This is a genomic window from Burkholderia crassaminum (assembly GCF_964265005.1).
In the GTDB taxonomy this organism is placed as follows: domain Bacteria; phylum Pseudomonadota; class Gammaproteobacteria; order Burkholderiales; family Burkholderiaceae; genus Burkholderia.
In genome coordinates, this window is sequence record NZ_OZ183799.1 from 2,278,558 (window position 1) to 2,293,841 (window position 15,284).

The 15,284-nt window shown below is 67.2% G+C and carries 14 protein-coding genes and 1 tRNA gene; 7 read left to right on the forward strand and 8 right to left on the reverse strand.

What is annotated here, in order from left to right:
- Positions 1-172: 172 nt before the first annotated feature.
- From clpX to tig, 3 genes are all read right to left on the reverse strand, one after another.
- On the reverse strand, positions 173-1,444 hold the full coding sequence (clpX, locus tag ACPTTF_RS10475; protein WP_006489345.1) for an ATP-dependent Clp protease ATP-binding subunit ClpX: 1,272 nt from the start codon (positions 1,442-1,444) through the stop codon (positions 173-175).
- A gap of 164 nt (positions 1,445-1,608) precedes the next feature.
- Positions 1,609-2,262 (reverse strand): ATP-dependent Clp endopeptidase proteolytic subunit ClpP, encoded by a 654-nt coding sequence (clpP, locus tag ACPTTF_RS10480; RefSeq protein ID WP_010092137.1) that lies wholly within the window; start codon positions 2,260-2,262, stop codon positions 1,609-1,611.
- 140 nt (positions 2,263-2,402) lie between these two features.
- Entirely contained in the window at positions 2,403-3,749 is a 1,347-nt protein-coding gene (tig, locus tag ACPTTF_RS10485) for a trigger factor (protein ID WP_166959834.1), read from the reverse strand.
- A 387-nt stretch (positions 3,750-4,136) separates the two neighbouring features.
- On the opposite strand from tig, the gene ACPTTF_RS10490 reads away from it, so the two are divergent.
- Both ACPTTF_RS10490 and ACPTTF_RS10495 read left to right on the forward strand, forming a co-directional pair.
- The gene (locus ACPTTF_RS10490) at positions 4,137-5,282 is read left to right on the forward strand and encodes a glycerate kinase (protein ID WP_423371134.1); all 1,146 of its coding nucleotides are present in this window, start codon (positions 4,137-4,139) and stop codon (positions 5,280-5,282) included.
- Positions 5,283-5,344: 62 nt separating this feature from the next.
- A complete protein-coding gene (locus ACPTTF_RS10495; protein ID WP_039367176.1) occupies positions 5,345-5,794 on the forward strand; it encodes a MarR family winged helix-turn-helix transcriptional regulator in 450 nt (149 codons plus the stop codon).
- 171 nt (positions 5,795-5,965) lie between these two features.
- Here ACPTTF_RS10495 and ACPTTF_RS10500 read toward each other — a convergent pair whose 3' ends face one another.
- Positions 5,966-6,964, reverse strand: a complete 999-nt coding sequence (locus ACPTTF_RS10500; protein WP_423371135.1) for a 2-dehydropantoate 2-reductase — start codon at positions 6,962-6,964, stop codon at positions 5,966-5,968.
- 99 nt (positions 6,965-7,063) lie between these two features.
- Positions 7,064-8,209, reverse strand: coding sequence for a response regulator transcription factor (locus ACPTTF_RS10505; protein WP_423371136.1), 1,146 nt, complete (start codon positions 8,207-8,209; stop codon positions 7,064-7,066).
- A gap of 302 nt (positions 8,210-8,511) precedes the next feature.
- Here ACPTTF_RS10505 and ACPTTF_RS10510 point away from each other — a divergent pair, with 302 nt between their 5' ends.
- The 4 genes from ACPTTF_RS10510 to ACPTTF_RS10525 all read left to right on the forward strand — a co-directional run bounded on the left by ACPTTF_RS10510 (position 8,512) and on the right by ACPTTF_RS10525 (position 12,259).
- Positions 8,512-9,558, forward strand: a complete 1,047-nt coding sequence (locus tag ACPTTF_RS10510; protein WP_423371137.1) for a porin — start codon at positions 8,512-8,514, stop codon at positions 9,556-9,558.
- Positions 9,559-9,579: 21 nt separating this feature from the next.
- Positions 9,580-10,788: an MFS transporter gene (locus tag ACPTTF_RS10515; protein WP_423371138.1), complete on the forward strand. Its 1,209-nt coding sequence runs from the start codon at positions 9,580-9,582 to the stop codon at positions 10,786-10,788.
- A gap of 16 nt (positions 10,789-10,804) precedes the next feature.
- Positions 10,805-11,914: a class II histone deacetylase gene (locus ACPTTF_RS10520; protein WP_423371139.1), complete on the forward strand. Its 1,110-nt coding sequence runs from the start codon at positions 10,805-10,807 to the stop codon at positions 11,912-11,914.
- 114 nt (positions 11,915-12,028) lie between these two features.
- On the forward strand, positions 12,029-12,259 hold the full coding sequence (locus ACPTTF_RS10525) for a hypothetical protein (protein ID WP_166959851.1): 231 nt from the start codon (positions 12,029-12,031) through the stop codon (positions 12,257-12,259).
- A gap of 105 nt (positions 12,260-12,364) precedes the next feature.
- On the opposite strand, the gene ACPTTF_RS10530 is transcribed toward ACPTTF_RS10525, so the two are convergent.
- Positions 12,365-12,670: a hypothetical protein gene (locus ACPTTF_RS10530; protein ID WP_423371873.1), complete on the reverse strand. Its 306-nt coding sequence runs from the start codon at positions 12,668-12,670 to the stop codon at positions 12,365-12,367.
- A 192-nt stretch (positions 12,671-12,862) separates the two neighbouring features.
- Positions 12,863-12,949: transfer RNA gene (locus tag ACPTTF_RS10535), tRNA-Leu, on the reverse strand.
- A 235-nt stretch (positions 12,950-13,184) separates the two neighbouring features.
- Between ACPTTF_RS10535 and hpnD the strand changes: the two genes are divergently transcribed.
- Entirely contained in the window at positions 13,185-14,018 is an 834-nt protein-coding gene (hpnD, locus tag ACPTTF_RS10540) for a presqualene diphosphate synthase HpnD (RefSeq protein WP_166959853.1), read from the forward strand.
- A gap of 10 nt (positions 14,019-14,028) precedes the next feature.
- On the opposite strand, the gene ACPTTF_RS10545 is transcribed toward hpnD, so the two are convergent.
- The gene (locus ACPTTF_RS10545) at positions 14,029-15,237 is read right to left on the reverse strand and encodes a DUF1501 domain-containing protein (RefSeq protein WP_423371140.1); all 1,209 of its coding nucleotides are present in this window, start codon (positions 15,235-15,237) and stop codon (positions 14,029-14,031) included.
- Positions 15,238-15,284 lie beyond the last annotated feature (47 nt).

Below are 15,284 nucleotides of genomic sequence, written 5' to 3' on the forward strand. Positions count from 1 at the left end.
TTGTTCGGTAATTGAGGCCGCCACAACGAATTGCAAGCCTTCAAGTGCGGGAAATATTCGGTAAGAAAGTAACCACCGCGTTTCGAGTCAGAGTTACCCACAAGATAAACGAAAAAAAGCCGCCCACGGTCTCATGAACGGCCTTTTTCGCAGAACATCGTCGGCAAGCCGGTCAGTTCGAACCCGCCACCTTCGGCGTGTCCTCGTAGATCAGCAATGGCTTGCCGTCGCCATCGATGACGTTCTCGTCGATGATGACTTTGCTGACCCCTTTCATCGTCGGCAGCTCGTACATCACGTCGAGCAGCGCCTGTTCGATGATCGAACGCAAACCGCGCGCGCCGGTCTTGCGGCGGATCGCCTTGCGGGCGACTGCCTGCAGCGCGCCCGGCCGGATCTCCAGCTCGACGCGCTCCATCGCGAACAGCTTGTGATACTGCTTGACGAGCGCATTCTTCGGCTCGACCAGGATCTTCATCAGCGCCGCTTCATCGAGCTTGCCGAGCGTCGCGACCACCGGCAGGCGGCCGATCAATTCGGGGATCAGACCGAATTTGATCAGGTCTTCCGGTTCCGTTTCACGCAGCACTTCGCCCGCGTCACGCTCCTGCTTGCTCTTGACCGTCGCACCGAAGCCGATACCGGTTTTCTCGGTACGATCGGTGATCACCTTTTCGAGGCCGTCGAACGCACCGCCGCAGATGAACAGGATGTTGGTCGTGTCGACCTGGATGAAATCCTGGTTCGGGTGCTTGCGGCCACCCTGCGGCGGCACCGACGCCATCGTGCCCTCGACGAGCTTCAGCAGTGCCTGCTGGACGCCCTCGCCCGACACGTCGCGCGTGATCGACGGGTTGTCCGACTTGCGGCTGATCTTGTCGATTTCGTCGATGTAGACGATCCCGCGCTGGGCCTTGTCGACCTCGTAGTTGCAGTTCTGCAACAGCTTCTGGATGATGTTCTCGACGTCCTCGCCGACGTAGCCGGCTTCGGTCAGCGTCGTCGCGTCGGCGATCACGAACGGCACGTTGAGCAACCGCGCAAGCGTCTGCGCGAGCAGCGTCTTGCCGGAGCCCGTCGGGCCGATCAGCAGGATGTTGCTCTTCGACAGCTCGACGTCGTCCTTCTTGTCGAGATGCTTCAGGCGCTTGTAGTGGTTGTACACGGCCACCGCGAGGATCTTCTTCGCGCGCTCCTGGCCGATCACGTACTGATCGAGGATGTCGCGAATTTCCTGCGGGCTCGGCAGATCCGACCGGGACAGGCTGGCCTCGACGCCGGCGGCAGCCGCCTCGTCGCGAATGATTTCGTTGCAGAGGTCGATACATTCATCGCAGATGAACACCGACGGGCCCGCGATGAGTTTTTTCACCTCATGCTGGCTCTTTCCGCAAAACGAGCAATACAACAGCTTCTCGCTGTTCGAACCTTTTTTGTCCGCCATGAATGTAGAGCCTCCGGACAGGTAAATGACATGATACGCCGAATGCTCCGGACGCCGCGCCTAGGGCGCGACCGGAGCCGGCCGGATGCGCTTGCCGCAGATGCTCTGGGCGTGCGGAACATCGCAAGGGTGCCGCGCGAATCGGGGCGGCACCCCACTTAAGTTCACGGGCGCTTCAACAGCACCTGATCGATCAGCCCGTACGCCTTCGCATCTTCGCTCGACATGAAGTTATCACGGTCGGTGTCGCGCGCGATGCGCTCGACGTCCTGGCCCGTGTGCTGCGCGAGCAACTGGTTCAGCCGCTCCTTCAGGTAGAGGATTTCGCGCGCCTGGATCTCGATGTCGGATGCCTGGCCGCGTGCGCCGCCGAGCGGCTGGTGAATCATCACGCGCGAGTTCGGCAGCGCGAAACGCTTGCCCTTCGCGCCCGACGCGAGCAGGAACGCGCCCATGCTGGCCGCGAGGCCCATGCACAGCGTCGACACGTCCGGCTTGATGAACTGCATCGTGTCGTAGATCGCCATCCCGGCCGATACCGACCCGCCCGGGCTGTTGATGTACAGGCTGATGTCCTTGTCGGGATTCTCGCTCTCGAGGAACAGCAGCTGCGCGACCACGAGGTTGGCGGTCTGGTCGTTCACTTCGCCGACCATGAACACCAGGCGCTCCTTCAGGAGACGCGAATAGATATCGTACGAACGCTCGCCGCGGCCGCTCGTTTCGACGACGATCGGCACCAGCCCCAGCGCTTGCGCCTCGAAACCTTGCGGCGCGTTCGAAGCAAGCATGTCCAGCAATTCAGCGCGAGTGATCATTCAATGAACCTTGTTCGAATGGAAAATTGAACGGAAGGAAGCCGCCCGCTCAATCGCCATATTAATGGCAACCGTGCGCTTGACGTAAAAACGGCGTGCGGGCCGTCGCTCCGACAGCCGGCACGCCGCTAGAGCAACACTTACGCTTGCGCCGATGCGCTCGCGAGTGCTTCGAAGCTCACTTCCTTGTCCGTCACCTTCGCCTTGCCCAGCACGAAATCGACGACGTTGCTTTCAACGACGAACGCTTCCATCTCGGCGAGGCGCTGCTGGTTCGAATAATACCAGCGGACCACTTCCTTCGGGTCTTCGTAGCTCTTCGCGAACTCGTCGACTTCCGCGCGGATCTGTTCCGGCTTCGCTTCGAGGCTGTTCGACTTCACGAGCTCGGCCAGCACGAGGCCCAGCTTCACGCGGCGTTCTGCCTGCTCGGTGAACATCTCGGCCGGGATCGGTGCATCCTTCGCGTTCGGCACGCCACGCTGCGCCAGATCCTGGCGAGCCATTTCGACGAGGCGTTGCTGGTCCTGCTCGATCAGCGCCTTCGGCACGTCGAGTTCGGAGATCTTCAGCAGCGCGTCCATCACCTGGTTCTTGACGATCGATTGCGTGCGGCGCTTCGCTTCACGCTCGAGGTTTTCCTTGATCTCGCCGCGCATCTTCGTGAGATCGCCGTCTTCGATGCCGAGCGACTTCGCGAATTCACCGTCGATTTCCGGCAGGTGCGGCCACTCGATCTTCTTCATCGTGACCGTGAACTGGGCCGTCTTGCCGGCCACGTCCTTGCCGTGGTAGTCGTCCGGGAACTTCAAGTCGAACGTGCGTGCTTCGCCGACCTTCAGGCCCAGCGCCGCGGTTTCGAATTCCGGCAGCATGCGGCCTTCGCCGAGCACGAACGGGAAATCTTCGGCCGTGCCGCCCTGGAACGCGACGTCGTCGATCTTGCCGACGAAGTCGACCGTCACGCGGTCGCCGTCCTTGGCTGCGGTATCCGCGCCGCCGTCGCCGTGCTCGCCGGCTTCGCCACGTGCGTGGAAGTGCACGCGCTGCTTGCGCAGGATGTCGAGCGTGCGATCGATTTCGGCGTCGCCGATCGACGTGGTCGAGCGCTCGACTTCAGCCGTCGCCAGATCGCCGATCTTGACTTCCGGGTAGACCTCGAACGTCGCGTCGAACGCGTATGCATCTTCAGCCTGCTCCTGCTTCGGCTCGAAGCTCGGCTGGCCGGCGACGCGCAGGTTTTCCGCGCGGCTGATCGTGAAGAATTCCTGGCCGATCTTGTCGCTCAGCACTTCCGCCTCGACCTGGCCCGCGTATTGTTGCGCGACCATCTTCACCGGCACCTTGCCCGGGCGGAAACCCGGCATGCGCACGGTCTTCGCGAGTTTATGGATACGGGCGTCGATTTCCTTCTGCACGGTGTCTTTCGGCAGGGAAATCGTCACGCGGCGTTCAAGCTTGCCGAGGTTCTCAACAACGTTAGCCATGGCTTCAATCGTCCTAAAATTATTCGAGCGAATCGGGTTTTCCTTGCCGTGCCTGCCTGCGGCGTGATGTGCGTCACATACACTCGCCGCGCCGGAGCGCCACGCCATCCCTGCACGCGCCGAATGGCTAGCGCAAGCGGCTCGGAGCACGGCTTTGGCCGGAAGAATCGACTATTCTAGCAAACAATTTTCCTCACACACGCCAGATCGGCACGACGCGCGTGCGTCTGCGCCGTGTCGGCAGCCCTTTGCACGGCCGTGCGCGCGGATCGCCGCTATGCCGCACGCCGTATCCACCACGTGCCCGCCATCCTGTAAGCTCCGAATGAGGGTGCGCCGCCGTCGCCCCCAATATTCGTCACACCAATCACGCCTTCCGGAGACACCATGCCGCAACACCCGTCCGCGCCTGTCGTCGTCATCGCGCCCGATTCGTTCAAAGGCTCGCTTTCCGCCGAGCAGGTCGCGGACGCGATCGCCACCGGCATCCGCCGCGCCCGGCCCGACGCCGTCGTGCGCTGCTGCCCGATGGCCGACGGCGGCGAAGGCACGCTCGACGCGATGCTGGCGGGCGGCGGCTCGCGGCGCGCGCTGCGGGTGGCCGGTGCGTCGCTCGCGGCACGCGACGCGGCGGTCGGCGTGATCGACGCGTGCACCGCGATCGTCGAAACGGCCGAGATCGTCGGCATTACGGATCCGGTCGGCATGAGCGTGCCGGTCGACGCGCGCAGCACGCGCGGAATGGGCGAGGCGATCCGCACGCTGCTCGACGAAGGCGTGCGCCGCTTCTTCGTCGCGCTGGGTGGCAGCAGCACCAACGATGCAGGCGCCGGGCTGCTCGCGGGCCTCGGCCTGCAATGCTTCGATGCGGGCGGCCAGCCCGTCGAGCCCGTACCGTCGCGGCTCGCAGACATCGCGCGCATCGACGCGTCGGGGCTCGACGCGCGCCTGAAGGAAACCGAATTCATCGGCATGTCCGACGTCGACAATCCGCTGACGGGCACGCACGGCGCAACCGCCGTGTTCGGCCCGCAAAAGGGCGTGACGCCCGAGCACGTTGCGACCCTCGACGCCGCGCTCGCCCACTTCGCCGATCTGCTCGAAGCCGCGCTCGACCGTCGCAGCCGCGACCTGCCGGGCGCCGGTGCCGCGGGCGGTCTCGGTTTCGCGCTGCACATGCTCGGCGCGCAGTTCGAAGCGGGTGCCGAAGTGGTCGCGCGGCAGGTCGGGCTCGACGCGGCGCTCGCCGGCGCCGACTGGCTGATCACCGGCGAAGGCCGCTCCGACGTACAGACGCTGCACGGCAAGGCGCCGTTCATCGCGTGCCGCCACGCGCAAGCCGCGGGCGTACCCGCGTCGCTGCTGTCCGGCGCGGTCGACCCGGCCGCGCTGCCGCGCCTGTCCGAACATTTTTCCGGCTGCTTCTCGCCGGCTCCCGGGCCGATCACGCTCGACGTCGCGATCCGCGACGCAGCCAATCTGCTCGCGAACGAAGCGGAGCAATTGACACGCCTGAAGTACGGCGCACACTGACCGTTGACCCGAGCGCGCGATACAGGAACAATCGGGCCCGCCCTTTTTCTTCAGGATTCGACATGAAAGGCCGTCAAGCCGGGCTCGATCAGTTTCTGACCTATCGCCTCCACGCGCTCACGAAGCGATCCGACCGCGGGATCGGCGAGGTGTACCGGCACAAGCTCGACATCTCGCTGCCCGAGGCGCGCGTGATCGCCGCCGTCGGCGCCTTCGGCCCGTTCTCGATCATGGATCTCGCGCGCCACACCAATCTCGACAAGAGCCAGGCGAGCCGGGCGGCCGAGGCGCTGCTGCGTCAGGGGCTGCTCGAACGCAGCGCAAGCGAGGAAGATGGCCGGATCGTGTTGATCGCGCTGACCGCCGACGGCCGCGCGCTGCATCGCAAGATCATGCCGATCGTGCGCAAGTGGAACGACGGCTTGCTCGCATGCCTGTCCGACAGCGAACGCCAGACATTCGAACGGCTGCTCGACAAGGTCGTCGCGCACGCGACCGAGCGGGACGACTGAGCGGCAACACGGGCACGGCGCCTGTCGCATTGATCAGATGAATTCGGCGGGCCGCCCCGATCGCCTCACCGGCGACGCGGGCGGCCCGCCTTGCGTCATGCGCCGCGCGCTGCAACCGGATTGCAGCGCTCCGCCCTCACCGACATCGCGCATGCAGCGGCCCCGCCGGCGCTACAGCCCGCTGTTCGTCGCGCGCTGGCGCAGCAGCCCGAGCACCGCGTCACAATACGGGGTCGGCACGCCGAGCTTGCGCCCGAGTTCGGGAAACACGCCGAGGATCGGCCCGATCTCGAGCGCGCGCCCCGCTTCGAAATCCTGCAGCATCGACGTCTTGAACGCACCGAGCTTGCGGGTGACCGCGATCCGCTCGGGCCCGCTCATCCCCGTCGACAGGCCGAGCTTCGCGCCGATCGCGGCCGCCTCCTCCATCATCCGCAGCGCGAGATCCTGCGTGAACGGATCGTCGAGCAGTTGCTCGGCCGTCGAGCCCGTCAGCGCGCTCAGCGGATTCATGTTCATGTTGCCCCACAGCTTCGTCCAGATCTCGGCCCGGATCGCCGGCGTCGACTCGACGTCGAAACCGCCCGCCGCGAGCGCCGCGGCGAACCGGGCGGTGGCCGTGTCGAGCCGCGCATCGGGCGCACCGACGATCAGCCGGTTGCCACGCCCGCGGCGCACGATGCCCGGCGCGTCGGTACTCGACGACAGGTGAACGACGCAGCCGATCGCCTGGGCGGGCGGCAACGCCGCCGACACCGTGCCGGCCGGGTCGACCGCATCGAGCGGCACGCCGTCGAGCGCCCCTTCGAGCCCGTGCGTGAACCACCACGGCAGCCCGTTCATCGCCGCGACGATCACGGTGTCCGGCCCGACCAGCGGTGCAATGCGCGCGGCCAGCGCCGGCAGCGCCTGTGCCTTCAGCGCGATCACCACGTAGTCCTGCACGCCGAGCGCGGCCGCATCGTCGCTCGCTCGCACCGGAACCGACGACGTCGCGCCCGCCTCGTCGATCACGCGCACGCCGTGCGCATTCAGCGCATCGAGCGTCGCGCCGCGCGCGTACGCGCTCACGGTCATGCCGGCCCGCGACAGCGCGGCCGCGAGCAATCCGCCGATCGCGCCGACCCCGACCACCGCCGCGCGCACCGACCCTGAATTCGTGTCGTTCATGATGGAATTCCGTCTCCTGGAAGCCGACGAGCATAACGCTCAATGGTTGCGGACACAACCATTCGCGCGACCGCGTGCCACGCACGGTGTTCGTCCGCTTCAGCGTGGCTCGCCACCGGCCTCCACCGGTTCGTCATCAGCCGCGCCGCCCGTCGCGCCGAGCACGCCGGCGATCTGGCTCTTGTCATGCATGCCGAGCTTGCGGTACGCGCAGCGCAGGTAGTGGCGTACGGTCGTCGGCGAAATCGCCATCTGTTGCGCGACTTCCTTGTGCGAGCGCCCGGCACCGTAATAACGGATCGCCGCGAGCTCGCGCGGGCTCAGGCGGTCGAGCAGCGAGCGCGGCCGCGCCTCGATCTGGAACAGCCCCGCAACCGGCACACACTGGATCCGCAACGCATCGCCGACGAACGGCTGGCCCGCCTGGCGCCGCAGGTGCGCAACGAGCGGCTCCGGCACGCGCGCACCGGCCCATGCCGGCCATTCGGTGCGCAGCACGTCGTCGAAGCCGTGATCGGCGTGGTGGAGCACGCCGAAGTTGTCGCACAGTGCGCGCGCCGCCGGTGCAACCGTATCGCCGCGCTCGCGCGTGAGCTGCGCGGCGCGATTGATCGTCAGCGCCGCCGCGAGATGCGGAATCACTTCCTCGAAACGGCGCGCATCGTCGTCGCTGAACGGGCGATTCAGGCCCTGGCGGTAGATCGACATGAACGTCGTCAGGCCGAAACGGCGATCGAGCGTGCACACGCACATCAGTTGCGCGAGCCCGTACTTCACGCACCAGTCGCGAAACCGGGCATCGAGCCCCGGCTCGACGACCGACAACCGCACCGCGTGGCCGTGCGCGCCGCGCAGCGTGCGATGCGCGAGCGGGTCGCAATCGCGCACACGCTTCCAGTCGCTGAAGAACGCGTGCGGCAGGCGGTACAGGAAGCTGTTGTGCATCACCGGGCCGGTCGGCACATGGGTCGCGACGCCGGTCCATGCAGCGTCGAACGGAATGAGCGCCTGCAGCAGCGAAAAGAAGCGATATTCGAATTCGCCGATGCCGGACCGCGCGGCAACCGCGTACAGGTCGAGCAGCATCAGCCCGAGTTCGCGCTGCGATGCGTCGCCGCGCGTGACACCGTTGAAATCGGCGCGCCGGGACGGCAGCGGCGGCCAGGCGAACTCGTCGAGCACGATGGCTGCCGGCACGTCCCGCAGCGCTTCGAGATCCTGCCCGATATCCGTCGTGATCCTCACCTTCCGCTCCCCTGCCCGATCGGGCTGCTGACGTGCGCAACGACACCGGCCGATTATAGCGATCGGCTTTTTTGACGGGCCACGGTGCCGGAACGGGCGCCAGCCCCATCCATTTGAACGGTGCACGGCACGTTGCTGCTCCGCAGCACGCCGCGCGACGCCAGCGCGTCACGTACATGCCGCGCACCGCGGGTTTTCCACACCGTTCATCTGTACGACTGTTCGAAGGTTTTCCCGCTGCGGACACTGCGTCGCGACAACACCAACGACAAACCGATGCAGGACGGTATGGAGAACCCCACGTGACGAAACCCCGCTTCATCCGCACGGCCGCGGCCGCCGCGACGCTTGTCGCGTGCAGCGCCGCCGCGCACGCGCAGTCGACCCTCACGCTGTACGGCGCGCTCGACGCCGGCGTGCAATACCTGACGCATGCCGACGGGCGCCACTCGGCCGTGCAGTTGCAGAACTACGGCATCCTGCCTTCGCAGATCGGGCTGAAGGGCAACGAGGATCTCGGCGGCGGCTGGCGTGCGCTGTTCAAGCTCGAACAGGGCCTCAACCTCAACGACGGCACCGCGACCGCTCCCGGCTACGCGTTCTTCCGAGGCGCGTACGTCGGCATCGCGGGGCCTGTCGGCACCGTCACGCTCGGCCGGCAGTTCAGCGTGCTGTTCGACAAGACGCTGTTCTACGACCCGCTCTGGTACGCGTCGTACAGCGGCCAGGGCGTCATCGTGCCGATGAACGCGAACTTCATCGACCACTCGGTCAAGTACCAGTCGCCGACGTTCGCCGGCTTCGACGTCGAAGCGCTTGCCGCGACGTCCGGCGTTGCGGGCAATACGCGTGCCGGACGCGTGCTCGAACTCGGCGGCCAGTACACGAGCAACGGCCTGTCGGTCAGCGCGGTGCTGCATCAGGCGCACGGCGATCTATCGGCGGCCGACGACACGTCGGCACGCCGCCGCGAACTCGGCACGCTCGCCGCGCGCTATGCGTTCGCCGCGCTGCCGCTCACCGTCTATGCAGGTGTCGAACGCCTGACCGGCGACCTCGACGCCGCGCGCACGATCGTCTGGGGCGGTGCCCGCTACCTGACACCGAACGGGATCGGCCTGAACGCGGGCGTCTACCACACCGACTCGCGCACGCCGGCAATCGGCCACCCGACGCTGTTCATCGCGAGCACCACGTACGCGCTGTCGAAACGCTCCGTCGCCTACGTGAACCTCGGCTACGCGCGCAACAGCGGCCAGAGCTCACAAACCGTCTACGAATACGATCCGACGCCGCTCGCGGGCGCATCGCAGTTCGGCGCGATGGTCGGCATGTACCACCTGTTCTGACTCCCCAAACGAGATCCCGCCATGAAAACCCTGTCCCCGGATGCCGTACTCCCGCCCGACGGCCGCGCATCGACCTTCGCGCGCTCGACGCTCGTCGCGCTCGTCGTGTTCGCGGCCATCACGCCGCTGTTGCTGCTCGTGGCACCCGCGGTCGCCGGCCAGCTCGCGACGCAACTCGGGCTGTCCGCGTCGCAGATCGGCACCTACTTCTTCGTCGAACTCGGCGCGTTCAGCCTCGCGACCGTGCCGTCGTACCTGTGGCTCGGCCGGATCGACGCGCGCCGTGTCGCGGCGTTCGCTATCGCGCTGTTCGGCGCGGGCAACCTGCTGACCGCACTGTGGATGCCGGGCTTCGCCGCCCTGCTCGCGCTGCGCGCCGTCACCGCGCTCGGCGGCGGTTCGCTGATGGTGCTCTGCATGACAAGTGCCGCAACGAGCGAGAACAGTGACCGCGTGTACGGCCTGTGGGTCGTCGGCCAGTTGATTGCGGGCGCGATCGGCCTGTTCGCGCTGCCGCATGTGTTCGCGGCATTCGGGCTGCGCGCGCTGTATGTCGCGCTCGCCGCGCTCGCGCTGCTCGCCTCGCCGCTGTCGCGCGGCTTTCCGTCATCGCTGGGCGCGCGAACCGCACCCGCGCAAAACGCGCGCGGCGCAGCGGCGCAAACACCGCAAAGCTTCATCGTGCTCGCGATCGGCGCGGTGCTGACGTTCTATCTCGCGATCGGCAGCGTGTGGACGTTCGCAAGCCGTGCCGCGTCCGAAGCCGGGTTCGATCCGCAGTCGACCGGCAACGTGCTCGCGATCGCGAGCGTGATGGGCATCGCCGGTGCGGCGCTCGCGTCGTGCGCGGGCGGCCGGCTCGCGCGGCGCGCGATGCTCGCGGCCGGTTACGCGCTGCTTGCGGCGTCGCTCGTTGCGCTCGCCGTGATGCGGAAAACCGGCGGCTACAGCGCGGCGATCTTCGCATTCAAGTTCGCGTGGACCTTCGTCCTGCCGTTCATCCTCGCGACCGTCGCGCAGATCGACACGTCGGGCCGCCTCGTGGCCACGCTCAATTTCGTGATCGGCGCCGGCCTCGCTGCCGGCCCGCTGCTCGCCGGGCTGATGCTCGACGCCGGCGGCACGATGCATGCGTTGTTCACGATCGCGACGGCCGTCGCGATCCTGTCGTTCGCCGCGCTGCGCCACATCGACCGCCGCACGCGCCCTTCCGTTTCCTCCCAACCGTGACAGGTCACGCACATCCATGAATCGCACTGCCTTCTTCACCGACGAACGCACTTTCTGGCACACCGGCGGCACGCATGCGCTGTTCTTCCCGGTCGGCGGCTGGGTCCAGCCGCCGTCGAGCGCGGGCTACGCGGAATCGCCCGATTCGAAACGCCGCTTCCTGTCCCTCGTGCAGGCCTCGGGCCTGGCCGCGCAGCTCGACCTGCGCGGTGCCGAACCGGCATCGACCGCCGACCTGCTGCGCATTCACCCCGCGCACTATCTCGACGCGTTCCGCACGCTCAGCGACGCGAATGGCGGCGACCTCGGCGATCTCGCGCCGTTCGGCAAGGGCAGCTACGAGATCGCCGCGCTGTCTGCCGGCCTTGCGATCGCCGCCGTCGATTCGGTGGTCGGCGAGCGCGCGGCCAATGCATTCTCGCTGTCGCGGCCGCCCGGCCACCACTGCCTGCGCGATCGCCCGATGGGCTTCTGCATGCTGGCGAACATCCCGATCGCGATCGAGGCCGCACGCGCGAACCACGGCATCGAGCGCGTCGCCGTAATCGACTGGGACGTGCATCACGGCAACGGCACGCAGTCGATCTATTACGACGATCCGGACACGCTGACGATCTCGCTGCACCAGGACCGCTGTTTCCCGCCCGGCTATAGCGGCGCGGACGATCGCGGCGAAGGCGCGGGCGTCGGCGCGAACCTGAACGTGCCGCTGCTCGCGGGCAGCGGCGACGATGCGTATCGCTACGCGTTCGAGCGGATCGTGCTGCCGGCGCTGGAGCATTTCCGGCCCGAGCTGATCGTCGTCGCCAGCGGCCTCGATGCGAGCGCGGTCGATCCGCTCGCGCGCATGCAGTTGCATACCGACAGCTACCGGTTCATGACGCGTGCGGTGAAGGAGGCTGCGCAACGCCATTGCGGCGGGCGGCTCGTGATCGTTCACGAAGGCGGCTATTCGGAGGCGTACGTGCCGTTCTGCGGGCTCGCGATCGTCGAGGAACTGGCCGGCATTCGCACCGACGTCGCCGATCCGATGCTCGACCTCGCGATCGCGCAGCAGCCGGGCGAGCGGTTCGTCACGTTCCAGCGCGGACTGCTGGACGAACTGGCGGCGTCGTTCGGGTTGTAAGGCGCGCTGACAGACGCGGCGGGGGCCGGCCGGGGCCGGCCCTCTTGCGCGATCGGAGCGGATGGGGTTTCCTGTGCTTTTATCCCCGTTCCGGCCCGAAGCCGCACTCTTCCGATGAAATCGTCCCCGCGCGATAACGACGACAATACCAAGGCGCGCCGCCAGCCTTCGAAGCTGGTCCTGAACATCGCCGCCGTGACGGTCGGCCTCATCACGTTCGCGATCGGCGCGGCGTGGGTGATCTATAGCTGGGTCGTCGATCGCGAAGCGCAGTATTTCGCGATTCCGCTGGTGTTCTCGGTGCCGGTGATCGTGGCGGTCGCGATCCGGAGTTTCTGGGAATAGGCGCGCCAGAAACGACGAAGCGCCGCGGGTCAGGTGACGCGCGGCGCTTGGTATTGGGCTTGCTTCAGATGAAGCGGCGAGCCCCGCGATTCGTTTGCAGGCCGGTCACAGGCCGGGACGCGGACACGGATTGGGGGCTGCGCCCTGATATCTGCCGACGACGGCGCCCAGGGCGGCGCCCAGCGCGGCGTTAGCCAGCGACGCGCCGAGCGCTTCCAGCCCGCTTCCGGTCGCCAGCGACTGGCCGCTAGACATCACCCGCCCCGAGTACGCGGAGCACGCCGACGACGATGCAACCGTCTGCACGGGCTTGGCGCTCCATGCGATGTTGTCGGCAGGCGTATTGGCAAATGCCGGCGCGGTCAGCATCAGCGCCAGAACGGAAATCGAGAGGCGTACGGTGTTTTGCATCGGTGGCCCCTCGATGTTGTTGTACTTCGTGTATTCGATCGCGATCACGATATTACACGCGGCCGAATTTCAGGGTGTGCCCGTGCGGGCCGCACGTCGGCGAACAAAACAGGCATCAACAAAAAAGCGCTGCGGCCAATCGACCGACAGCGCTTTTTATGAATGGCCCGAGACGGAGGCGCATTCGACTTCTGGTGCGTGAGGCCGGACTCGAACCGGCACACCCTTGCGGGCGTCAGGACCTAAACCTGGTGCGTCTACCAATTTCGCCACTCACGCGCATTTCCTGTCGCCTGACTACGCGGCACGCAAGATGCGTTTCCGCGCGCCCGGGACATCGCGCCAGCCTGGAACCGGCACGCCCGATCAGGCGAGCGCGAGATTCTACCCGATCCGTGCGGCGTTGTCTCGCCCCGCCGGCACCCGTCGTGCAGCGGTGCTAGAATGCCGCGCTCGACGTTTCGGCACCGCGCCGCCGCGCGTCCCCCGAACCCGCCCCCACACGATTCCGCCCGTGAACTTCGACGAATACTGTCAGCAAAAGGCCGCCCCCGCGGGCTCCAGCGTCTACTACGCGCTGCGTCAGGCGCCGCTCGCCACGCAGCCACGCCTGACCGCGCTGTTCGCGTTGCGCCGCGAACTCGAGGAAACCGTCAAGGAAACCAGCGACCCAACCGTCGGACACACGAAGCTCGCGTGGTGGCACAAGGAACTCGCGGCGCTGGCCGACGGGCAGCCGTCGCACCCTGTTACGAAGGCGCTCGCGCAGCATCATCCGGCGATCGCCGCCGAGGCCGATGCATTGCGCATGCTCGTCAACGGTTACGGGATGGATCTCGAACAGGCGCGCTACCTCGATTTCGCGAACCTGCAGCGTTACGTCGCGCAGACCGGCAGCACGTTCGCGTCGCTGGTCGCGCGCGCCGGCGCCGCCAACCCGGCCGACCCGCAGCCGTGGGCCGCGGACGCCGGCCGCGCGCTGATGCTCGCGCAGTTCGTGCAGGAACTCGGCAAAGACGCGCGCCACGGCCGCATCTACCTGCCAATCGACGAGCTGCAGCGCTACAACGTGACGGCGGCCGACCTGCTGAACCGTCGCTACAGCCCGGCGTTCACCGAGCTGCTGCAATTCCAGACGGCACGGGCGCGCGAAGCGCTCGCGGCCGCCGAAGCGGCGATCCCTGCATCCGAACGCCGCACCCAGCGCACGCTGCGCGCGCAGATCGCACTGGCCAGCTCGCTGCTCGACGAAATCGAGCGTGACGGCTACCAGGTGCTGCACCAGCGCATCGCGCTGACGCCGATCCGCAAACTGTGGATCGCGTGGCGCGCCGCACGCCGGCGCTGATCGCCGCGCATCACGCCTTCAGCAACGGCAGCGTGTCGAAGCGCTGCTGCAGCACGCGTGTCGCATCGAGCCCCCACCACGGCCCGAGCACGGTCGCATAGAGTTGGCGGAAATCGACTGCGACCGGCAGGTTGCCGTTGCCGTCGAGCCGCCCGAGCGCCGGCGGCGCACCGTAAAGCCCGCCGGCCACGCGCCCGCCCATCACGAAATGCGGCGCCGCCGTGCCGTGATCGGTGCCGTTGCTCTGGTTCTCCCGCACGCGCCGCCCGAATTCCGCATACGTCATCACGAGCGTCTGGTTCCAGCGCCCGAGTTCGATCAACGCGCCGCGCATCGCGCTCATCCCTTCCGCGAACTGCTTGAGCAGCGCGGCCTGCTGCCCCGGCTGGTTCTGGTGTGTGTCGAACCCGTTGAGCGTCAGGCGCAGCACCGCGACACCATCCTGCGCACCGGGCCCGGACGCCTCGCACGCGGCCAGCACCTGCATCGCGGTCTTGACCGACGTGCCGAACGCACCGGCCGGAAAGGCCGTCCGGAATTCACGCATCCCGCCGCGCGGGCGCAGCCGGTCGGCCGCCTTCACGATATCGTTCTCGACGTCGATGATGTGTGCGAGCGCGGGGTTCTGTTCGCGTAGCGACGACGGCTCGGCGAGCCGGGCCGCACGGATGAACTGCGCGGGATTGACGAGCGCGATCGCGCGCGCGCCGTTCGCGAGCGGCCCCATCTCGGCGCTGCCGAGCACGACGCCGTCCGCCGCGAACCCGGGCGGCACCGGCGCCTGCGCGAACGTGCGCGTGAGCCAGCCTTCGTGCAGGTACTGGTCCGAGCGCGACGCGGTATCCCAGATCTCGATCGAGCGGAAATGCGACAGGTTCGGCTGCGGATAGCCGACGCCCTGCACGACCGCGACCTGCCCGTCGCGCCACAGCGGCATCAGCGGCGCGAGCGACGGATGCAACCCCGTGTGCGCGTCGAGTTGCAGCACCTGCTCGCGCTTGATGCCGATGCTGCGCCGGAACTGGTAGTACAGCGGGTCCGCATACGGCACCACCGTGTTGAGGCCGTCATTGCCGCCCTTCAGCTCGACGAGGATCAGCACGTTCGCATACCCGGCCGCCGGCTGCCGCCCGGTCGCGGCCATCGCAGGCGCCTGCCACATCGACACGCCGGCCGCGGCCGCAGCACCCGTCAGGGTCAGAAAATCACGTCGGTTCATCGCGCATCCTTTGGTTCGCCGCCCGGCACCTTTGCCGCACCGGCTCC